The organism is Oceanobacillus sp. NCCP-135 (assembly GCF_059698015.1).
In genome coordinates this window covers 1-21,213 of the sequence record NZ_BAAKSZ010000043.1, presented here as the reverse complement: position 1 = coordinate 21,213, position 21,213 = coordinate 1, and the positions used below count along the sequence as shown (strand labels likewise).

The window sequence follows — 21,213 nt, the reverse complement described above, 5'->3', positions numbered from 1 at the left end:
TTTATGTCTTTTTATCTTATTTAAGAAGGCTCTTTTTATTAAGTTATCAAGGTGCGAAACTTAAATTATAAGAATATGGAACTTGTATATGAAGTAAATGAACTAATAAAAATTGATGATTATAGTAAGAAGGTAGACTATATTTTAAAAAACTATGAATTAGAAATTTTTAATGAAATGTTGGGAGAAATTAAGGATTTACTGAACGATAATAATCTAGAGGATATAAAAATAACATTAAAAAATAATCAAAAAGTTAAGGACCAGTTATATACTGTGGTTAACAAAAATATTGAAGAATTTAATAAAAACTTCTCAAAAGTTCCATATAAAATTTTAAAAGAAATGGAATTTTTACATAATCAATTAATACAACTCTCGCAAGTTTACTTAAAGCTAGAATGGAACAGGGTAAAAAAAGAATCTAAAGGGAGAATGGGATCGGTATGGAAGGTATTATATAAGAGAAAAGCAGATAGAATGCTAAATAAAAACAATTTAAAAACTATTGATTACACTCAAAATAAACTTCCAAGCTATTTATCTAATGAACAAAGAAAATAATCTTATAGATGAATCTAAAATGGATTTTGTAGATACCATTAAGAGTTACATATGCAGATGTATGAAAAAATAAAAAGTTCTTGATAGGATCAGGTGTATTTGTCGATTTTTTACTTACGGTTCTATTAGATTTTCTATTAGTAATGTGACCTCCCAGTATCTATATGTTGTCATATACACTCTGCACATAGATGCAAATGGCAAGCAAAATTTTAAGGACGTATTTTTCCCATATAAAAATCCGTCCTTTTATTATTTTAATAATGATTAAATAGAATTGACATAATTCACCAATGATATCAGAATAGTAATAAAGTAGGGGTTTTTAGATTATTTGATAGAAAGTTGAATATGCTACCGAAATGAAAATGTTTTTCCTCCATGTTTTGACAATACAACATTGATGTATTGTCAAAACATTGTGTTTCTCTAAAACCAATATCCAAATCCCATTATACTTCTATTTGGCATTCGAAATTACCGAATATTGGATAAAATCATAAAGTATTGTAGAATTAGTAATAAGAAAATAGATAAGTAAAGAAGTGATTATTTATAATTTATAAAGCATATTATGTAAGTTATGGGGTGTAATTAATGCATATATTTGCACAGGATAAAAGTGGAATTAATAGTTTAGCTGGCTTTTCTTATCAAATAAGAGTATATGTTTACTATATACTTACGCTACAGGAAGGCATGCAAATAGAATTTGAGACAATCGATGATGTAAATATAAAAGAAATTAAACCTGATGAAATAGATAATTATCAGGATGATTTTAGTAACAAAATTTTGGGTAAAGATTCAAATACAGCAGTTCAAGTTAAAAGGACTAATATTACCGAAGGAGTAGCAACTAAGGTGCTTTTAAATTGGATTCTACTTGAGTCTTCAAAAAATAAGGTTAATAGATATGTTCTTTTCACAGATGATGAGTATGAGAATAAAGATGTGATGTTTAACAAATCCGCAAAGGAAATGTATGGTATAATTTGTGAATCCTTAAAGGATTCTAGAGCTACTATTACTAAAGTAAAAAATATGTTCAAGGATAGCTTTGATGAATTCGAAGAAATATATCTTTCCATTAAAGATAAATATGAATTTGTATCTTTAATGGATATAGATCAAAAAATAGCGGAACGTTGCACAGTACATTTTAGGAGAGGCGCTGTCAATAGCGTGGTTTATTATTATAGAATAAAAGAGTTGCTTCAACACGTCACTGTTCAAGTAATGGAAAGCATTAATAATAAAGAACCTAATATAATAACATATAATGATTTTATGATGGCAGTTGAAGACATTACAACCAGAATTACAGAGAAAGTTACTAAACCTCTTTATGCAGATTTTAAAAAGCTCCACACGATAGATTTTAATGATTTAAAAGTTGCTAATTCTAGAGAATACAAGCAATTACTTGCGTGCGATATGCCTTCTTTCTTAGTAGAGCGACACTTAGGATTTTGTTCATACTATGAAAATCTAAGATATTTGTATATGGAGTCAAATAAGTTAGGGAAAATAAAGGACATTGAAGAAACTACATACGAAAATTTTGAAAGTGCAAAGTTTCAATTGCAAAAGAATAAAAGAGATATACCATTTAATCGTTTAGAGGAAACAAAAAGGCTTAGTAATTCGTATGCTGACAATGAACAAATTCGTTTTGGCTCTGGAATATATTTAACAAAGGATGGAATTAAGGATATACAGATTTCTTGGGAGGACTAAGAAAATGAAAAACTTGAAACTTGAAGCGGAATCAGTTCAAGTAAGTATATATTGTGATATTATTTTACAAATGTTATATACCCACGAAAAATTAAGTGTGAATAAGACACTTGTTTTTGCATATCTAATTAAAAAAGAGCGTTTTTTTCCAAAAGCAATTTATAACGCTAATAATACACAAGATATCATTTATAAATGCATTTCGCAACTTACAGGTGATTATGAAGAGTATTGTAATAATATAGAGTTTATTTTAAAAGCTATTCACCTTCTTCATACTAATAAATTGGTCATTATTAAAAATAATATGATTTATGGTCTCTTAGAAAATAATATTGAAGAAGCCATATACAAGGAGAGTAACTTTCTTGGTAAAGCAATAGAGGCTAGTAAAAGTATGACAGATAAGCAATTTATGAAAGAGGTAATTCATAATGTTTAAGATAGATTCATTAGAGATGATAGGTACTAATGGTGAAAAATATACATATAAATTTTCTCAGGGTATTAATTACTTTAAAGGTAAAAATAGCTCTGGGAAAACAGAATTTTATAACTTTATCGACTTCATGTTTGGATCTTCGGAGGACATTAGAAAAAAGCCTTGGTATGTAGATTCTTTAGAAAGGGCAACAATGATCTTTCAATATAACGACATTGAATATAAGATTGCTAGAACTAGAGATCCAAATATAAACTATTTGCAGTACTCTAATGAAACTGAAGAAGATTATATTAGTTTAAGAGAATACAAAGATAGACTGAATTCAATATTCGCAATTAACGTTGAATCTTTAAGAGAATTACGGAATTTTACTGATGAACAATTGACCTATCGTACATTTACAATGTTTAATTTTCTTGGTGAGAAACGGCAAGGTGCTATACATGACTTTCTAGATAAAAGCAGTGATATAGAATATTCAATAAAATTATCGCCTATTTTAAATTTTATTTTTAACAATAATCTTGAAAGAATTTATGAGCTAAAAAAAGAATTGGAGATTTTATTAGAAAAGGCCAAGGAATTAGAAACAAATACTGCAAAGTATGATTTTATTTGTAATCAAGTGAATAATAATCTTCAAAAGCTAGGATCTAATTCTTGGTATACTGGAAAAAATGCAGATGATATAAAAAAACAGATTAATGATATAAAAGATATGCAGGCAGTAGTTAGAAAGAAAAGTGATAAAAATATTGCTGATTTAGAAGTAATGTATAATAATATTTCTGAGCAAATAAAGATATATGAAAATAGTATTTCTGATTCAAAGCAATTTGAAAAAGACAATAAGAATAGAAAGCTTCTATTACAAAAGTTAAACAACTTATTAGACGAAAATAATGCATTTGAATATTTAGTATCCCCGCTTGAAAAACTAATATCTGAGCTTGATTCAACAATTTCCTTTAGTAAATACACGATAAGTGACAAAACAATAAATGAACTAAGGAAACAGAGAAATCTTATAAAAACTGAAATCAGAAGAAATGATTCTAGATTTAGGTTATTTACATTGGAAGAAAAGGAAAGAGCAATTACGGTGATAGAGGAGTATTTATCTACACCCATTAGTTCTGGTGAAAAAGAACTGCAAGAGAAAAGGAAAAGGATTAAAGCAATTCGTGAGGAATTAAAGATATTACAGAACTCAGATGACCACAAAAAAATAAAGGACTTATCTAATTATATTACAGAACTTTACAAGTCGGCTAGTAACATTTCGTCTGTTGTTAAAGATGATACAAACAAAGAAGGGTTTAATATACAGTATTATAAGAAAGGTAATATATTACAACCGATGATAACTGAATCAGTACTGAATGAAAATGAAAATGTAATTAACGAAAATGTAAACTACTATATTGGAAGTATGGCGAGGCATACACTTATACAATTATGTGGATACTTTGGTTTTTTAAAAATGTTATTGAAGGAGGAGAAGTATCCTCTTATTCCAATATTAGTTATTGACCATATTTCAAAGCCTTTTGATCAAGGTAATTCTAAAGCGATAGGTAAAGTAATCACTACTGCGTATGAATCAATTGGAAAAGAGAATCTACAATTATTTATGTTTGATGATGAAGAATATGGGAAATTAGATTTAGTACCCGATCATTTTGAGAATCTAGTTTCGGAAACTAAAACCGGCTTTAACCCATTTTATTTTCCAACAGAATAAAAGAATGTGTATTTAATATTGGCATTACGTTAACAAAATGCTAACGCAATCCCATAAAAAACGGTAAATCCCCGTTAAAGATGTTACAGTCAAAAATATCCAAAACGTTGATTTACCGCACTTTTTTCACCTCTCGTTAACGATATTACACACTCTCAACTTACGGGCGGCATGATGTAATAAAAACTCTTAACCCTATTATTATCATGGGTTATAGCGTTTATCATCCTACCTTGGTCATTTCATTGGTCATAGTCACCAGTAAATCACTCTAAATATGAAGGTCTCTCATCAATTCGCTGAATTGGTGAGAGGCCTTTTTGTTTTTGGTTGAAAGCTTATCTAGTTGGTCTAGCTATTCTTGTAAGTAGTTAGGCTGTTTTCTAAGTGAGTTCAGGTTTTGATTAGTGAATCTGATTAATTTTCAGTAGCCTTGATTCCATCAGCTGATTGAGTGAATTTAGGATTGCGTCTAACGAGTGGTTTAGATGTGAAAATTACAACAACTGTTTCGTATGTATTGGCAAAGAACAGGATTAGAATGTATAATATAACATAAGGACTGTAGATTGAACGTTTGGTGAAAGGGAGGTTTCTGTAAGTGAAGATTCAAAACCCGCACGATAAATTTTTTAAAGAAACGATGGGAAATGTGGAGACGGCAAAAGATTTCCTCGCAAATTATTTGCCGGAATCGGTTATGCAAGTTGTTAACTTAGACACCTTGGAGCCACAAAAAGATAGTTTTATCAGCCCAGAACTCGAAGAAAACTTCTCTGATTTATTGTTTCAAGTAGATGTTTCCGGAAAGGAAGGCTATCTCTATTTTTTATTTGAACATAAAAGTTACACAGACAAAGGCATCGCTTTTCAGCTACTAAAATATATGGTGGAGATATGGGAAGCGAAAATGAACAATGAGCGGAAAAAGCCGCTTCCAATTATCATTCCGCTTACTATCTACCATGGTGTAGATAAATGGAACACTCCTTCAAATTTAGGCGAATTATTGCTCGGTTATGACCAACTTTCCGAAAACCTAAAAGTTTACGTGCCTGACTTTGATTACTTGCTTTACAACGTATCTGTTTTTACCGACGAAGAAATCAAAGGAAAAGCAAAGACAAAGATTCTATTGACGCTGCTCCGTGATATATTCATGAAAGATGGAGATAAATTAGAGGAGTCAATTCTTCGCTCAATTCATTATTTGAACGAATTAGAAGACAGGCAAACGGGGACCGAATATTTGGAAACGATTATGCGCTATATATTTAGCACCGGTAAATCCTTAACGAAGCGCAACGTCAATAAAATGATTCATCAAATTGAAACAACTTATCCTGAAGGGAGCGAAGTGACCATGACATTAGCTGAAATGTGGATGGAGGAAGGCAGAGAAGAAGGCAGAGAAGAAGGCAGAGAAAAAGGCAGAGAAGAAGGTGGCGCAGCGGCTTTATCTGAAACTGCGATTCAACTGTTGATTGAAAAGTTCGGGAAAATCCCTCAAGACATGAAAGACGACATCATGAATTCCGACACGACTACTTTGAAACTTGTATTGTATAATATTTTTAGATACGAAAGTGTAGAGGATGTACGAAGATATATTTAATAGTGAAGTTGACGAACCAGCTGCTAATCGCTTAAAAACACTTATGCAATCAATATTCCATAGGTGTTTTTATTTTCTTTGAAGTTAAGAAAGCATAACTACTTTCTTACTGCATAAGTGCAAGCTATGAGCATTCATTCACTTAGGAGGCTTGCACTTCAAAATATAAAGGTTTCTAAAAAAACAAACAATGCTTTCAAAAAATCCCTTTAACGAATGCCAAGTTTTCTAAAAACCTTCAATCTGGTAATGTTTTTGCTCACGGTCAAGTAGTTTTATTAGTAGCGTGTTTACATTCGTCCATTAATCAAACAGTATTGAAGGACTTATTTTGACGATAGATGTAACAGAGTCTGGAATCCCTTGTACTTATCTGAGTTCTTTGATAAATCTGAGGACATTCTGGATTTAGTTCTTTGTCATGTGGGTATATATCCATAGTTGTATTTATATCTGAATGTCTTGGTAGTTCTTGTATCTCTTTTATCACGCATTAACGGGCTGTAATACCCCCACCTCCAAGCGTGAAAAATCCCAAACGTGAAGGTGGGGGAGGGCCTTGTGTCATACCATGAGGTATAAAAAGCCCGTAAATTTCCTGATTCTGTTCAAGGGCCTTTAGGTCATACCATGAGGTACTAACATTCAGTGGGGGAGGGAGGAAGGGAAACCCCCACTGATTTCAAGTATTCAGCATAACCGTGATATACCACACTTTTGTACCTTCTTAGATTAGCATTTATAACTGGCCTGTCGGAAGAAGAAATGAAAAAAGGCAATTGAGCTGAAAAACTGGTGGACAGCAATTTTTCCCCTTAACAATACATAAAAATCTCCTAGATTAACGATCTCAAGAACGGAACTCTTGTTCTTTTAAAAAATGATGATATACTATAAATAGAATTTCCTCCAGTTATTTTTCACACATCTTATACGTCCAGGTATTTATCAGAAAGCAATATCCCATTTAAGTGCATTAAATCGTTGGCTCTCTTTCTCAAATAGGGTGATAGATAGTTTGAAAGAACGTAAAAACACATCATAATTAAAAAAGTGCATAGCAAAATAAGCCTACATAAAAGGCTGAGTATTGGTAATATTCATTAAAATAATAGGTTAACCTTTCACACGTTTATCGGGTATCTGATAGCCTAAAGTTTCCAAGTATCGAATAGCCATATCCTCAGTAATCTGTGGTGCGTAAGTGTTTTTTGGTTTTGGCTTGGTATCGATTTTGTATAGTTCTTCATTAAATGGCTCGTTCTTATCAATCATATTGTAAATACAAATAAGTAGTTTATGGGCTATCGCAATAATCGCTTTTTTGTGACCACGTCGCTTTTTAATCGTCTAGGAAATTATAAAATTTGTGGGCTGTGGATAACAAAACAACCGAATCAGCCACGTCCGGCTCCAGCGCTAAAGCCATAGCAGACTTCCTTCACCTCCGTACGATAAGTCAACATCGGCTTCCTCCGGTCGCCGTGTTTCCTTTATCTCCTGCGGCTTAGTCCAGTCCGTACGTCGCTAAACGGGCGCCCTGCGCCTTTGTTCTTTGGTTATAGCGAATTTGGAAGTAGGTACAATCCTTACTTTGGATGGCAGCATTTGCGCATTGAACCAATAAAGGCTTGATATAAACACCAGCTCTTGAAATACGAACCGATTTTTTCTTTCCAGCACTCTCGTTGTTTTGCGGTGTGAGTCCTGCCATAGAACAAATATGTTTCTGGGAAAGAAATACAGACATATCTATACCAATTTCACCAAGAATAGCAATTGCGGTAAATTTATTTTTAATTCCTGGCAAGGATAAAAGTATTTCGATCTGTGGTAAGTAAGGCTCAGCCAATTCTAAAATAGTAGATTCAATAGCTTTGATGTGCTTTTTAATACTTTTCATATGATCTAGAGACACACGTATTTTATCGGACTGTGGCTTTGTCAGGTTTCCTTGAATAGATTTCTCGATGGTCTCAGCCTTGTGCTCCATACTTCCATGTAACATGGAAACAATATCGAAATCTGTATTGTCTGGGTTATCCAGAATATGTTGGATTATTTTCATGGAGCTTACGCTAAACGTATCTGAAACCACACTGGGAATCATGATGTTGGAAACGGTAAGCGAGTTCTGAACACGATTTTTTTCACTAGAGTTGAAGTTAATGAGCTTCAATCTATACCGCATCAAATCACGAATTTGACGAATTTCTAAAGGCGGTATAAAGCTTCCAGGAACCAAACCGTGTTTGTGCAAATCACAAAGCCAAACTGAATCTTTTATATCGGATTTCTTACCACGGATACCCTTAACGTATTTCGGATTAGCGACAACAATTTCACAATCGTTTTCCAAAATGTTAAACACAGGGTGCCAGTATTTACCCGTTGATTCCATACAGACATGGACGCAAGATTGAGATTTTAACCAATCTCGAAGTTGAACTAAACCTTCTGTAAAAGTCGAAAATTGATTGGTTTAGTACTCGGTAACCCCCGATTGGTTCGTAGTACCAACTGTTGCCACGACGATAAGAAAACTTAAAATTTATTATTGGTTGACAAGTTTAATAGATTATGATATTTATTAAACAACCTCAGATTTCTTCTCACTTACCATTTTAGCAGGAAAGAAAGTACATTTATATTTCTTACTACATAAGCAATACTTCGGAATATTTACATCGCAGACGAATGGTATTTTTCATTGAAATAAGGCATGAACTCCAAAGTATAAGGTTTCTAAGAAAGCAAAAAGCGCTTTTAAAGAATCCTTTAACGAATGGCAAGTTTTCTAACATAATCCAACATATCCGAAATCCCTAAAAAATAAAACTGCAAATGTATGATGTTTCTAATTTTAAACGACTTCGTAAATAATCTTTTGTTTTGACCCTCTTAAGATCCCTTTTTATCTTTTTTTATTAAAAATTTTTCCGGTAAATCAACTTGAAAGGAGTGATAAACCAATTTATTTAAGAACTTTATTTGGCCATTGTTTCAGGTTTAAAGATTAAATTTGATAAAGGAGTTGAACTAATAATGGGTCATGATATTTTAGGACACAATAAAGCTGGAGAAGCAATTGCTTATGCACGTTTTAGCATGGGGAATTATAATGCTACATTACTGTACAGTTTACTAGATGCAGATGAATTCTATGCGGGAGTTAGTGGATCAGGAGATAGTAGCACTTTTTCAAAACAACAAATTGAACAAGCTTTAGATGCTTTCAATCAAATATGCAGTAATGATGATTTCACCCTGTCAAAAAATGAATTTCAAACTTGGGATCAAAAACAGATTATGGATTTTCTAGTAAACTGTTTAGAGACGGCAGAAAAAGAAGAGAGTGTAAGTGTGTTTTTTGGCTAAGGTTTTCCATGGTTATTTACTGACTTCTTCGGTTTTTGTTACTACAAATTAGCGTTCCTCAGTGTAGAAAAAAGTAAAAGACCACTTCTCAAAAAAGTTACTCTATACAATTCTAAATTAACTCCCTATTAAAATATAATTTTCGATTTTGATAAGTATTTGGAACTCTTGGAGCCTGTTTCCCACTTTCTAATATTGTAGCGCAGTGTTATAAATTTAATAAAGAGGGAAGATACAAGTCATATAAGACATGTATTATTAAAAAATCCATGTCTTATATGATAAAATAGATATACAATGAATATTAAAGTACATAATCTTATAATGAAAATGGGGAGGAGGTTGTTGGGATGTAACTGAATCGGTTATACGAGGAATCAAAGGAATCCTCTGATGCGAAATTACTTTAATATTTCTTAACAGTGCATTTAATTTATTAAGTGTACAGCCATTAGAAACACGCATTAATCCACGATCTAAAAATAAATCACTTTTAACGGAGAGCAAAGAACCAAGTCTTACCATTTAGTAAAACCACTAAGAGTCATTCCGTTTTACGAGCTGCGTTATGCATGAATGGAAATGAACAATCCTGCGCTTTTTGTTCTTCCCTTTTGAACACAAAGGACAATCCTATTATGTTTTCGTGAAAATGCGCATTCCGGAAGTTGATGAAACTGATCTATTGAGGGATCTAACGTTTCAGATGTATAGAAAGGTGCAGAAAAATCCTGAACACTATGTAGAAGGAGTTGAGGAATAATGAAAAAAACCAAAGATCTTTCGAATATAATCACTTCTTTGTTAAAAGAAGACCATCCTGATCTAAAAGAATCCCTGGAAGGTTTATCTCCTGTTTATGCAAAAATTATTTTTTTACGTCGCATGGAGTGTGGTTATTCGCAACAAGAACTTGCCAAAAAAGCAAACGCGGGCTTAAAAACAATTTCCCGTGCAGAGGACGGATTTGGTAATCTTTCAACGAAATCGTATGATAAAATTTTCTGCGCTTTAAATTTGAGTGTTAAAGATGTTGCAGAAGCCATGATTCAATTGAAGTCCAATAATGAACTCGCTGCAACATCTAAATAAAATCATGATTAAAACACCTCATTATTGTGGTGTGCTTTTTTTAATCACTACCAGAAAAACTGGATTGGATAAAAACAACTATCGTAACTATGCAGTGTTAGAGGAAAAGTTTGGTCATTAACAGAACTGTTCAATTCTTGGCTTCAAGTAACTCTATTCGGGAATTATGGTAGAAAAAAGATTTTTTTCATATATTTTATCAGATGTAACACGCATGTATAATGAATAAAATTCAAGCGAGGGGTATGATTATGAAGCCTGATATTTCAAAAAGGGATCAGATTTTATTTCAGCTTAGGGAAATAGTGCTTGATACATTAAAAAATCTCCCAGTAAGTATTTATCTTTTTGGTTCGTGGGCTCGTAATGAAGAAAAAAGAACCTCAGATATTGATATTGCACTACAGCCCCAAAAAAAAATTCCAATGGAAAAGTGGGTAGAGCTACGTGAACGAATTGAAGAATCCACACTACCATATAAGGTTGATTTAGTAGATCTATCAAAAGCAAACTCAGAATTAGTGGAAAAAGTGGATAAGGAGGGGATCGTATGGAGAGATTGTACGAACGACTTAAGAGCTCAGACAGAGCATTAGTGACTTTTCATGAATTAGTAGGAATCACAGAGCCTTCAGCAATTGAAAGAGATGCTGCAATCCAAAGATTTGAATATAGCTTTGAATCCTGCTGGAAAGCTGCTAAACAATTTCTCTATGATGTTGAAGGTATTGATGTTGGCTCCCCGAAAGGAGTAATTCGGTCGTCCCATGAAGTTGGCTTATTCTCCGAGGAAGAAACTATCCTCGGCTTAAACATGGTAGACCATCGCAATTTGACCGTCCATACGTATAATGAAGAATTAGCTTTAGAAATTTTTGCAAACCTACCTCAGTATTATGAACTTTTACGTAAATGGATGAATCGCTTGAAAAATAAAATATGAATCAAAATCGATAATTTTTCCGCAGAGGTGAAGTCGGGTGATTGACTATATGAAGTTTGATGTGATGTTCTTTGATGATGTGATAGCAAGTGTTGATTTGAAGCCTGGAAATAGTCCACTCCCTTATGTGAAAAATTTTATCACGGGATTTAACAGGCAGTTCTCACCGGAAATGGAAGGGTTTATCTCCTTAGATGAATCGAGAAGTGGTTAAAATGGCGTACGTTTCCACCAACACGTGAAAATGCAAGCGAGTTATTGGCTGCCCTTGGCTTATCAGCATATAATCGTTGGGGGATTGTACGAAAAACGCATGGTGTCATGGCGGGTGATGAAATATGGCTGCGATTTAAGGGGGAGAAACTTACACATCGAGAGGTTTGTTTACGAAAAGATTATTATTATCCAGATGAAGCATAGGATACCTCCTGAAGAAGTCGTCGTCGCCTAATGTAATGTAAAGGGCGACCTAAAATCCTGCTTACTCTGTTTCTGTTTTCCTTGAGTTAGCAATGTATAAGATTGGACTGTATAATAGGAAGTAATGATTAGAAATTGAACGTTTGGTGAAAGGGAGGTTTCTGTACGTGAAGATTCAAAACCCACACGACAAATTTTTTAAAGAAACGATGGGGAATGTGGAGACGGCAAAGGATTTTCTGGCGAATTATTTACCGGAATCGGTTATGCAAGTTGTTAACTTAGACACCTTGAAACCGGAAAAGGACAGTTTTATCAGCCCAGACCTCGAAGAAAGTTTCTCTGATTTGTTATTTCGAGTAGATATCTTAGATAAAGAAAGCTATTTCTATTTTCTGTTTGAACATAAAAGCTATCCTGATAAAAATCAAGCATTGCAGCTTCTGAAGTATATGGTTGAAATATGGGAAGCGAAATTGAACAAAGAGCATGTAAAGGCGTTACCAATTATTATTCCTCTTGTTATATATCACGGTGCATCCAACTTGCAGAAAGTCTCCAGTTTGGGAGATATGCTACTCGGATACGAAGAACTTTCTGAAAACTTGAAAATCTACGTGCCAAATTTTGACCACATACTTTATGATGTATCTAGTTATACTGATGAAGACATTAAAGGCAAAGCACAAACACGAATATTATTGACGCTTCTACGCGATGTTTTCACGAAAGACGGAGATAAACTACAAGAATCTATACTTCGTTCGATTCAATATTAGAATGAATTAGAAAACAGGAAAACAGGGACAGAATATTTAGAAACAATCATTCGTTACGTTTTAAGTGCCGGAAACTCTTTAACTAAACGCAATGTTAAACAAATGATTACCCAAATTGAAATGAATTATCCTGAAGGGAGCGAAATGACCATGACAATGGCAGAAATGTGGATGGAAGAGGGCGTAGAAAAAGGCATGAAAAAAGGTATGGAAAAAGGTATGGAAAAAGGTATGGAAAAGGGTTTAGAAAAAGGCGGAGTGGCTGCTTTATCCGAAACTGCGATTCAACTTCTGACTGAAAAGTTTGGCAAAGTACCGCAAGATATGAAAGACGGCATTTTAAAAACAGATACTGCTACTTTGAAACTTTTATTAGTGAATAGTTTTAGGTTTCAAGAAATAGAGGAGGCTCGGAAGTACATTCAATAATGAAGTTTATCAAGCCACAGTTAACTACCTAAAAAACACTTATGCAATCAATATTGATTCATAGGTGTTTTTATTTTCTTGGAATCTTCAATCGGTTCATGTTTAGCTCTGGGTCAAGTAGTTTTTTTAGTAGCGTGTTTACATTCGTATTTAAATCATAAATATGAGGACAAAAATTGACTATTGACAAGTTTGGTAAATCTTGGAATTATATATAGACATCTCATATAGCCTCTAGTTCATACTCACATTTTTAAAACCTCTTAAACTTGAAATCCCTGAAAAACAAAAACAACTATTGCATGATGCCCCGGTTTTTGAATAACTTCTTAATTGAAATTCGAGTTAGCCTACCTTTTCACCTTTTTCCTATCATACTGTTTCGTCAAAAAATGTTTAATAAGAAACCATCCTGAAAGGAGTGATAACTATGTAAATTATTTATTATCATTAATACAAGACTCTGTATATCATTTCTAGGCAACAAATTTAAATTTGAAGGAGGATTAATAATGGGTCACGATATTACAGGATACAATAACGCAAGAGATGAAATTGCTTATGCACGTTTTAGCATGGGGAATTATAATGCTATCACACTGTACAGTTTACTTGATGCAGATGATTTCTATGTAGGAGTAAGTGGTTCAGGCGACAGTGCTACTTTCTCAATACAACAAATGGAAAAGGTATTGGATGACTATAAACAATTATATGATAATGATGATTCCTTATCAGAAAGTGACTTCTTAACTTGGGATAAAAAACAAATATCAGCTTTTTTGCTAAACTGTTTAGCAACAGCAAATAAAGAAGGAAGTGTGAGAGTATTTTTTGGCTAATGCCATATGTACATAATAATTTACCTTCCATTTCTAGCCAATCTTATGTATATTTTTTCCCTACCAAAAAAACACCTACTAACTTAGAAATACTACTGGAAATCTATTACCTTATCGACAAAACCCATCCTTTCACCCTATTTAAAATGCTGATTTTCTTTTACCAAATGCAGAAAAAACTAAGGGTATAATCCCAAACCTTTCTCTTTTATTTATATTAGGCACTGTTAAAAGTAAATGTTGAAAATAATTCCTACTTTAAAATCTAGTGTAATCAGGGTGATTATAGGGTCATACAGCGTCAGGAGATACTACACAGTCCCGCTTTAAAGGTGGATAGGTATATCAGGGAAATATTGCCAAAAGAGTTGATTGGATGTTTGATTATGATTTTCTCAATACTGAGTATTTTGGAAAGTCTACCTATGATTGTATATACAGAGAGAGGCTGAAAATGAAGCTAACTAACGAGTGGACTAATTTTTACGAAAATGGGATAAAACATGAGATTCAAACACGAATGTTGACAGTATTATGGGTGGCTGAAATTTAAGGAGCTGAATTAAGTGAGTGGGGTAAGATGGCTATATATATCTAAAGAGACTAAAGTTTATAAAGTACCTAATCCAAAAAATTGGAAATTCAAAGCAATAAAAGAACTTGCGGAACAAGAAATATTGAAAATTATGTTGTATTATGAAACAAAAGACAGGAAGCCATACAAGCTAATATTGACACAATTTGATCGAATTGTTCTTGATTCTGAAGGTGTTTATGAACATAATGATGATGATAGGAATAGAGCGATGTATAACTTTATCAATTTTGCATTTATTACACCCGAAGAGTTAGTTGAAAGCAAAGAACCCCTAACAATTCCATTGGCGCCTGTAATACCTTTTGAAAGAGAAAAAGAAGCGCTGTATGGATATTTAACTGAAAAGGTTCCAGCCTTAGCAAAGGATGCTCCGTTTATAGTGGAAAAAAACAATAAAATCGCTTGAAAAGTCCCATGAAGAAAGAATAAATATGATTAGAAATGCACAGAAGCTAAGGCGGTAGAGATTATGGATGATGGTCGACTTATTTGGATAAAGCTTTTTTAGGAGAGATTGTGATGAATAAAGGCAGTTTGTGTTCTTCAACTTGAATCTCCTCTTTTTATTTCGCCAAAATATTAATGCAAAATGAGGGGAGAGAAGGAAATGGTACTCAGTTATAATGAATTTATTGAAAAAGTAAAAACACGGTTAAATGATTTGTCTGAGGAAGATTTGCGAAACCTGATCCTGAGTTGGGCAAGCGATGAGCAGCCTTCAACAAGAGCAGCGTTTTTAAGCAAATTGACCCCACAAAACGAAGCAGATCATTCAGGTTATGATAAAGACACACTTATCAATGAGATTGATGCATTTTCAAAAAGGGTGCAAGATGGAGATTATGTTGATGGATACGGCTGGGACAGTGAGATTCATGATGAAAGAGACTGGGGTGATGAAAGCTGGGCTGAGGAAATGGATGATTTTTTTCTGGAAGCAAGAGATATTTTAATGGATGGGAATACCCTCACAGCTGAAAAAGTATATAGAAAACTTTTCGAAACGCTGGAATGGGGAGAAGAACCCGGACATTTTCCCGGTGACCCAGATCCTACCAATATGCTCGGAGTGGATACAGATGAACATGTTGCCCTTTACATCAGATCTATTTACATGAATGCTTCTCCCGATGAACGAGTAGATTTATTAGATGAGGCAATAAACGAATTAAGATATTATACATCCACTTCACATATAAAATTACGTGACATATTGGATTCCTTGGATGCACCTTTGCAAGATTTTGATATATTTCTTGAAGATTGGATTGATTTTTTAAAAACACAAGACCATATATATTCCAGCGAATTACTGAGAGAAGCAGTTTTTTTAAAAGGTGGTAAAGCAGGTATTTCAGAATTTGCCAGAAAAAATGCAGAAATTTATCCGAAAGCATATCTGGATTGGATTAAGGCTTTGGAAATGGAGGATCGTGCTGGAGATTTGATTATTGAGGCAGCAAAAGAGGGACTGACCAATATTCCAAAAGATTATACTGCAAGGGCTGAAGTGGCTGAATGCTTATCAAAGATGGGTGAGAAACATCATGATCAGAAACTGAAATTGTACGGAGACAAAGAATGCTTTTATTCCAAACCATCACTTGGGAATCTGATAGAATTATATACAACTGCAATAGCGTGTGACTGTTTTGAAGAGATACGGAATGAAGCGGAAAAGAGGATTATAGAATTAAGGGAGAAAGAACAGACAGAACCAGAAAACGGTTTTAATAGAATCGAACGAGGAATTTCTCATGTTTCTGATGAGGTGTTATATCACGCATTAATTATAGGTGGTAAGTATGATGAGTTATATGAAATTTGTGAAGGTGAGGACGCCATTGGCTGGAGCTCTAATGAAAATGCTAAATCAATTTTGATATCATTTTTGATGATTTTATTATCAAAGGATGGGAAGCATTCCACTGTCCTTCATGAGGAATGGAAAGACACAATAACTTCACGTTTTTACAGGGATACCAATATGTTATCTAAGTATTGGGAAATTATAGATGTCGTAAAAAAATCCATTCATTTAACTGAAGAACAGGAGCAATTTTATCTGACTTGGTGCATGGACGAAATAGGGAAAAAGGTTGATGCCATTGTCAGCAACCAATATCGGAGCAGTTATTCTAAAGCAGCCCGATTATTGGTGGTCATGGCCGGGACGCTGAAGAATAGGGGAAATAGTGGTGGTATTGGTCTAGGATTTGTCGAGAAGTATCGAAATAAATATTCAAGGCATGTCGCTTTCAAAAGAGAAGTGACTCATGCATTAAAGGCAGCTGGTTTGGTTTAAGGTGCCTGCCACTTCTGAATTTTTGTCTAATTGAAATTTTTGAGTGGTCTACCTTATTACCAACTTTCTCCATTCAAAAAGCAACTACTGCTCATTCCTTAATTATGATAAAATAGATATAAATTTGTTACGTCTCACAGTGGAGGTAGTTAGGATGAACCTTAGCCTATTTAAAGTAGACACGGAACTGTTGGATCTCAACAGTATGGAAATGGATGAGGCACTTGCACAATTTTTTCAAGATGTAGAAACAGATGTCACAGAAAGCTTTCAGATGACCAATGACCGGGGTGTTTCTCGGAAGTTTAAAGTAAATTGGGATGATCGTACGTTAAATGGACGAGGTATCAAAGGATTTTTCGCTCCATATAATGCAGCCTATTTATTAATCGGCCGGACAAAAGATGGCGACATTAAGGTGTCTTCTCCGAGAGACCCGGAGTACCAGGAGATAAGAGAAGAAAAAATCGGCAAGGATGACAGGCTAGAGACCGTCATGAACGGTATGAAAGGCTTTAATCAGGGGGCAGAAACATGGTTCCAGCTTTACCAGATGGCGCAGGAATTCCGGGTGGATGCGAATGATGATCAGCTAATCAGCATTCCTTATGTCCGTGAAGCAGAAACCTTCGACTATCAGGTCAAGACAGTAAATGCTGTAATCAACCGATTTAAAGGAAGAGCACTGCTATGTGATGAGGTAGGGCTTGGAAAAACGATAGAAGCGGGAACAGCAATGCTTGAATATATTATGCGCGGTCTTGTAAAAAAGGTGCTTATTCTTACCCCCCCTTCACTTGTGCAGCAATGGGAAGATGAAATGAAGCGGAAATTTAACCAGGATTTTATTAAAGCAGATGATCCGAAGTTTAGGAAAATGGGAAATGACGCATGGCAATCGAATAATAAAGTCATCGCATCCATTTCTCTGGCTAAACGAAAGCAGCACCGGGAAAATATATTCAACGAGCATTATGATTTGGTGATTGTCGATGAGGCCCACCATCTCAGAAATCGGAACACACAAGCCTGGAAATTTGTGAATGGCATTAATAAAAAGTATATTTTCCTGTTAACCGCAACACCCGTGCAAAACCACTTGGAGGAACTTTATAACCTTATTACGCTATTAAAACCTGGGCAGCTGAAAACATACCGACATTTCAAAAAAAACTATATTGAAAGCAAGGATGGTATTGAGGTAAAAAATGTGGACAGGTTAAAAAGTCTCATCTCAGAAGTCATGATCCGCAATAAACGAAGTAATGTTGATGTCCAATTTACCAAAAGAAAAGCATATACCATCACGGTTGATTTATCTGATGAAGCAAAGCAGCTATACGATGATATCAGTACGTTTATACGAAATAAATACAGGGAGGATACGCCTTCCATCACCCGGTTTCAGCTGAAAAATCTGCAAGAACAGATGGGGAGCACGTTTACCTCCATGCTACAGACGCTGAACAGAATTGCTGCGGGTGATAAGTTATCGGAGTTTGATCAAAGGGCTTTAAAGCGATTTTCTGAAAGAGCTCAGGTGATTGCAGATGCCGAAACAGAGGCAAAGTATAATCCGAAAGTGGACAGGTTGATTTCCATTTTGAATGATTTTGATGGCAAGATGCTCATCTTTACAAAATATAAATCGACTCAAGCTTTCCTCAGCAATCTTCTAAAGCAAGAAGGTTTTCAAGTAGCTGAATTCCATGGGGGATTAAGGCGAAAGGAAAAAGAGGAACAAATTACCTATTTCAGGGATCAGGCAAAAGTGCTTGTCAGTACGGAAGTTGGCGGTGAGGGACGGAACCTGCAATTTTGTAATGGGATGATCAACTATGACCTGCCGTGGAATCCAATGGCAATCGAACAACGCATTGGACGGATTCATCGTATTGGACAGACAAACGATGTATTCGTTTATAATCTCGTCGCCAATGATACCCTCGAGTATTATATTCTGGATTTACTGGATCGGAAAATTAATATGTTTGAACTCGTTGTCGGGGAAGTGGATGCTATTTTAGGTGATATAGAAAATGAGGAAGACTTCTCAGATTTAATGATGAAAGCATGGGCCCAGGCTAACAGCGAAGAGGATGTTGAAAAAGAACTGGAGCAAATTGGAGATAAGCTGTTTGAGAATAAACAAAAACTCATAAAACAAAAGGATCTGGATGACAAGCTGTTTGATTGACCGTAGTGACTGATTTTGTGGAGATGAAGGAAGGTGAAGTCGTGAAGCTTCAGAAGATTGTAACCAATGTAATAGAAGCATTGGGGGGCGTTGTGGAGCCAGTGGAATATGCCTTATGCCAGGTACTGATTCCTGAAGAATTTAAAGGCTACTTCCAGAATCGAACAGAGCTCGAACTTGCATTTGATTTTGAAGTAGCTCAGGAAAATCCGCAGTCCGAATTTGTGACGTTTGGAAGCTATATTTTTGAACAGGTGCTGGCCATTGCCAATCAACAGGCTGTGAGCACATTAAGGTTTGCAGAAGTAGAGCGCCGCACGTTGGCAAATCGACTGAAGAAAATTAGAGAATTTTTAAAGGAAGAAAACGGCAAAATCAATATTCTCAATGAGACCCTGATTACTGGTGTTTGGGCTGTTTTTCAGTTTAATATTGCGATGATTTCAGATGAAAAAGAGGAAATAACCGAGCAGGTATGGATCAATTTAATCACCGGTGAAATTGCGGATGCCATGAAACAGAAGCAAAACAGCATCATTTATATGCAGGAGCCTTTATATGATTACCCAATCCCTAAGGAGCTGGACATGGAAGGGGCATTGCTGACGGCTTATCCCCAAGCCAAAGCGGATGCAGAAAGAAAGCAGGAGCAACGGATCGAGGAGCAGCAGCTGCAAAAGGATATTGACCGGATTGAATCATATTACAATGAATTGCTGAAGGAAAATGAAAAAAGGGCAGAGCGCAAGGGACTAAGTGAGGAAAAGATACAGGAAATTGCGGCAAGATCAGGGACGATTAAGCTAGAAATGCATAAACAAGTAGAAGAAATTCAGAAAAAGTACCACGGTTATGTAGAGATTTATCTTGATCACGGCATCACGTATTTCGTGCCAATGCTTGAATATGGGATTGAGATTACGAACCGTTCTGAACGCAAGCAACAAACTCTTTATTATAATTTGGTTACGAAACAGTTTGAGGTGGGAACAGTTGAGAAGACGGCAGCAACTGTTTAGTGCACCCGATAAGCTAGAAAAATTATGAATCCTGATTGTAAAGGAAGACTTTGAGAACGGCTGGAGCTCCCTGAGTCATCTTTTGACGAATTCAATGGGTTTAAGATCAACTAGAATGACGATGTTTCCCTTCAATGGCTTCATGATTGAAGCAAAAAAATCCCAAGCTATTCACTTAGGATGTAATGCAGTGTGTTAGTTCTGTTATTCTTTATTTCTAGCTAATTTTTCTCGATTTTTTGTACCTGGTGGTTGTTCTAACCAATTATATTTAATCATTATATCAGCCCCACTTTTGGATAACCTGGAAACCTCAAGGGATAGGCGTTCATAATTGAGCATTAAATCACTTCGTTGACTGGCAGCAGCAGCAGTAGCATAGTTCCCAATCCCTGCAGACATCAACAAGGACATATGAAACATCATCATTTTATCCGAAAATACTTGCGTTGTCGAGTTGCTTACAGCTACATCAGGTACATGTGGGGCTTCAATGTTATCTTTTAATAAGATATCCACGAAAATTTTAGTTTGTTTCTCCGAGACTTCTTTTCCTCGAAGCATAAAATCCTGTATTTCTTTGGTGGGAGAAGTTTGGGCAAAGGCAAGGCATAATTTTATCCCTATTGCATTTGTCAATATATTTAAATATAAGTGAGAGATTTCAATCGCATTTAATGGTCGCTTAGCATTAAATGGGTTGAGACCGCTTAAATATTTTTTACTATCCACATAATCTGTTTCTTTAGGCACTTCAATATATGGATGCCTTGCATTTATTCCTTTAGATAGGGCAACTTTAAGTGACTGATTATAAAGATGATTGACTTCGTTTAACCCTTTAGAAAAGTAATTACATATATCTTCCCGGTAACTGATAGCTATAAACCCACTATATCCTAGCATTCCCACCCTTGCCATATGATTTACATAGGTTAAACAAAAACTATCCGTAAACAGCCATGGGGCATTCATATTAACATCTTTTTCAGTAAATCCAGTTGGAATGGCATAGTTTTCACTTTCGAAAATAGAACCCAAGTTTGGTGACATAAATTTCCAATTCCTTTATTATCAACAGTTTGAAGGCTTTAATTAATTTT

At 34.8% G+C, this 21,213-nt stretch carries 20 protein-coding genes and 1 pseudogene; 18 read left to right on the top strand and 3 right to left on the bottom strand.

Going from position 1 to position 21,213, the window contains the following annotated elements; all coding sequences use genetic code 11:
* The first annotated feature begins 75 nt into the window (after positions 1-75).
* The 5 genes from AC6HVZ_RS18280 to AC6HVZ_RS18260 all read left to right on the top strand — a co-directional run bounded on the left by AC6HVZ_RS18280 (position 76) and on the right by AC6HVZ_RS18260 (position 6,108).
* Positions 76-564 (top strand): hypothetical protein, encoded by a 489-nt coding sequence (locus tag AC6HVZ_RS18280; RefSeq protein WP_497559566.1) that lies wholly within the window; start codon positions 76-78, stop codon positions 562-564.
* A gap of 597 nt (positions 565-1,161) precedes the next feature.
* Positions 1,162-2,304, top strand: coding sequence for a hypothetical protein (locus AC6HVZ_RS18275; protein WP_497559565.1), 1,143 nt, complete (start codon positions 1,162-1,164; stop codon positions 2,302-2,304).
* A 4-nt stretch (positions 2,305-2,308) separates the two neighbouring features.
* Complete coding sequence (locus AC6HVZ_RS18270) at positions 2,309-2,746, top strand: hypothetical protein (protein ID WP_497559564.1); 438 nt, start codon at positions 2,309-2,311, stop codon at positions 2,744-2,746.
* Positions 2,739-4,493: a hypothetical protein gene (locus AC6HVZ_RS18265; protein ID WP_497559563.1), complete on the top strand. Its 1,755-nt coding sequence runs from the start codon at positions 2,739-2,741 to the stop codon at positions 4,491-4,493. The genes AC6HVZ_RS18270 and AC6HVZ_RS18265 overlap by 8 nt, the downstream gene beginning before the upstream one ends.
* Positions 4,494-5,094: 601 nt before the next feature.
* A complete protein-coding gene (locus AC6HVZ_RS18260; RefSeq protein WP_497559562.1) occupies positions 5,095-6,108 on the top strand; it encodes an Rpn family recombination-promoting nuclease/putative transposase in 1,014 nt (337 codons plus the stop codon).
* 1,116 nt (positions 6,109-7,224) lie between these two features.
* On the opposite strand, the gene AC6HVZ_RS18255 is transcribed toward AC6HVZ_RS18260, so the two are convergent.
* Together AC6HVZ_RS18255 and AC6HVZ_RS18250 are read right to left on the bottom strand one after the other, a co-directional pair.
* The gene (locus AC6HVZ_RS18255; protein ID WP_497559561.1) at positions 7,225-7,383 is read right to left on the bottom strand and encodes a hypothetical protein; all 159 of its coding nucleotides are present in this window, start codon (positions 7,381-7,383) and stop codon (positions 7,225-7,227) included.
* Between the two features lie 232 nt (positions 7,384-7,615).
* Positions 7,616-8,572 (bottom strand): annotated as a pseudogene (locus AC6HVZ_RS18250) (IS110 family RNA-guided transposase); the annotation flags it as partial.
* Between the two features lie 527 nt (positions 8,573-9,099).
* On the opposite strand from AC6HVZ_RS18250, the gene AC6HVZ_RS18245 reads away from it, so the two are divergent.
* The 13 genes from AC6HVZ_RS18245 (at position 9,100) to AC6HVZ_RS18185 (ending at position 20,110) form a co-directional block, all read left to right on the top strand.
* Positions 9,100-9,486, top strand: a complete 387-nt coding sequence (locus AC6HVZ_RS18245; protein ID WP_497559560.1) for a hypothetical protein — start codon at positions 9,100-9,102, stop codon at positions 9,484-9,486.
* 762 nt (positions 9,487-10,248) lie between these two features.
* Positions 10,249-10,578: a helix-turn-helix domain-containing protein gene (locus tag AC6HVZ_RS18240; RefSeq protein ID WP_497559559.1), complete on the top strand. Its 330-nt coding sequence runs from the start codon at positions 10,249-10,251 to the stop codon at positions 10,576-10,578.
* A gap of 251 nt (positions 10,579-10,829) precedes the next feature.
* Positions 10,830-11,174: a type VII toxin-antitoxin system MntA family adenylyltransferase antitoxin gene (gene mntA / locus AC6HVZ_RS18235; protein WP_497559558.1), complete on the top strand. Its 345-nt coding sequence runs from the start codon at positions 10,830-10,832 to the stop codon at positions 11,172-11,174.
* A complete protein-coding gene (locus AC6HVZ_RS18230; RefSeq protein WP_497559557.1) occupies positions 11,129-11,521 on the top strand; it encodes an HI0074 family nucleotidyltransferase substrate-binding subunit in 393 nt (130 codons plus the stop codon). Before mntA ends, AC6HVZ_RS18230 begins: the two co-directional genes overlap by 46 nt.
* 49 nt (positions 11,522-11,570) lie before the next feature.
* The gene (locus AC6HVZ_RS18225; protein WP_497559556.1) at positions 11,571-11,735 is read left to right on the top strand and encodes a hypothetical protein; all 165 of its coding nucleotides are present in this window, start codon (positions 11,571-11,573) and stop codon (positions 11,733-11,735) included.
* Positions 11,736-11,779: 44 nt separating this feature from the next.
* Positions 11,780-11,941, top strand: coding sequence for a hypothetical protein (locus tag AC6HVZ_RS18220; RefSeq protein WP_497559555.1), 162 nt, complete (start codon positions 11,780-11,782; stop codon positions 11,939-11,941).
* Positions 11,942-12,108: 167 nt separating this feature from the next.
* Positions 12,109-12,720, top strand: coding sequence for an Rpn family recombination-promoting nuclease/putative transposase (locus AC6HVZ_RS18215; RefSeq protein WP_497559554.1), 612 nt, complete (start codon positions 12,109-12,111; stop codon positions 12,718-12,720).
* A 120-nt stretch (positions 12,721-12,840) separates the two neighbouring features.
* A complete protein-coding gene (locus AC6HVZ_RS18210) occupies positions 12,841-13,149 on the top strand; it encodes a hypothetical protein (protein WP_497559553.1) in 309 nt (102 codons plus the stop codon).
* Positions 13,150-13,661: 512 nt separating this feature from the next.
* Positions 13,662-13,991, top strand: coding sequence for a hypothetical protein (locus tag AC6HVZ_RS18205; protein WP_497559552.1), 330 nt, complete (start codon positions 13,662-13,664; stop codon positions 13,989-13,991).
* 566 nt (positions 13,992-14,557) lie between these two features.
* Positions 14,558-14,995: a hypothetical protein gene (locus tag AC6HVZ_RS18200; RefSeq protein ID WP_497559551.1), complete on the top strand. Its 438-nt coding sequence runs from the start codon at positions 14,558-14,560 to the stop codon at positions 14,993-14,995.
* A gap of 201 nt (positions 14,996-15,196) precedes the next feature.
* Positions 15,197-16,894: a hypothetical protein gene (locus AC6HVZ_RS18195; protein WP_497559550.1), complete on the top strand. Its 1,698-nt coding sequence runs from the start codon at positions 15,197-15,199 to the stop codon at positions 16,892-16,894.
* A gap of 154 nt (positions 16,895-17,048) precedes the next feature.
* Positions 17,049-19,091, top strand: a complete 2,043-nt coding sequence (locus AC6HVZ_RS18190; RefSeq protein WP_497559549.1) for a DEAD/DEAH box helicase — start codon at positions 17,049-17,051, stop codon at positions 19,089-19,091.
* 41 nt (positions 19,092-19,132) lie between these two features.
* Positions 19,133-20,110, top strand: coding sequence for a hypothetical protein (locus AC6HVZ_RS18185; protein WP_497559548.1), 978 nt, complete (start codon positions 19,133-19,135; stop codon positions 20,108-20,110).
* A gap of 204 nt (positions 20,111-20,314) precedes the next feature.
* On the opposite strand, the gene AC6HVZ_RS18180 is transcribed toward AC6HVZ_RS18185, so the two are convergent.
* Positions 20,315-21,163: a DUF3231 family protein gene (locus AC6HVZ_RS18180; RefSeq protein WP_497559547.1), complete on the bottom strand. Its 849-nt coding sequence runs from the start codon at positions 21,161-21,163 to the stop codon at positions 20,315-20,317.
* Between the last annotated feature and the right edge of the window lie 50 nt (positions 21,164-21,213).

What these genes read in the sequence shown, in the direction of transcription:
- AC6HVZ_RS18280 (WP_497559566.1), top strand. Translation starts at nt 76, where the DNA reads ATGGAACTTGTATATGAAGTAAATGAACTAATAAAAATTGATGATTAT.
- AC6HVZ_RS18275 (WP_497559565.1), top strand. Translation starts at nt 1,162, where the DNA reads ATGCATATATTTGCACAGGATAAAAGTGGAATTAATAGTTTAGCTGGC.
- AC6HVZ_RS18270 (WP_497559564.1), top strand. Translation starts at nt 2,309, where the DNA reads ATGAAAAACTTGAAACTTGAAGCGGAATCAGTTCAAGTAAGTATATAT.
- AC6HVZ_RS18265 (WP_497559563.1), top strand. Translation starts at nt 2,739, where the DNA reads ATGTTTAAGATAGATTCATTAGAGATGATAGGTACTAATGGTGAAAAA.
- AC6HVZ_RS18255 (WP_497559561.1), bottom strand. Translation starts at nt 7,383, where the DNA reads ATGATTGATAAGAACGAGCCATTTAATGAAGAACTATACAAAATCGAT.
- AC6HVZ_RS18240 (WP_497559559.1), top strand. Translation starts at nt 10,249, where the DNA reads ATGAAAAAAACCAAAGATCTTTCGAATATAATCACTTCTTTGTTAAAA.
- mntA (WP_497559558.1), top strand. Translation starts at nt 10,830, where the DNA reads ATGAAGCCTGATATTTCAAAAAGGGATCAGATTTTATTTCAGCTTAGG.
- AC6HVZ_RS18230 (WP_497559557.1), top strand. Translation starts at nt 11,129, where the DNA reads ATGGAGAGATTGTACGAACGACTTAAGAGCTCAGACAGAGCATTAGTG.
- AC6HVZ_RS18225 (WP_497559556.1), top strand. Translation starts at nt 11,571, where the DNA reads ATGAAGTTTGATGTGATGTTCTTTGATGATGTGATAGCAAGTGTTGAT.
- AC6HVZ_RS18210 (WP_497559553.1), top strand. Translation starts at nt 12,841, where the DNA reads ATGAATTATCCTGAAGGGAGCGAAATGACCATGACAATGGCAGAAATG.
- AC6HVZ_RS18205 (WP_497559552.1), top strand. Translation starts at nt 13,662, where the DNA reads ATGGGTCACGATATTACAGGATACAATAACGCAAGAGATGAAATTGCT.
- AC6HVZ_RS18195 (WP_497559550.1), top strand. Translation starts at nt 15,197, where the DNA reads ATGGTACTCAGTTATAATGAATTTATTGAAAAAGTAAAAACACGGTTA.
- AC6HVZ_RS18190 (WP_497559549.1), top strand. Translation starts at nt 17,049, where the DNA reads ATGAACCTTAGCCTATTTAAAGTAGACACGGAACTGTTGGATCTCAAC.
- AC6HVZ_RS18180 (WP_497559547.1), bottom strand. Translation starts at nt 21,163, where the DNA reads ATGTCACCAAACTTGGGTTCTATTTTCGAAAGTGAAAACTATGCCATT.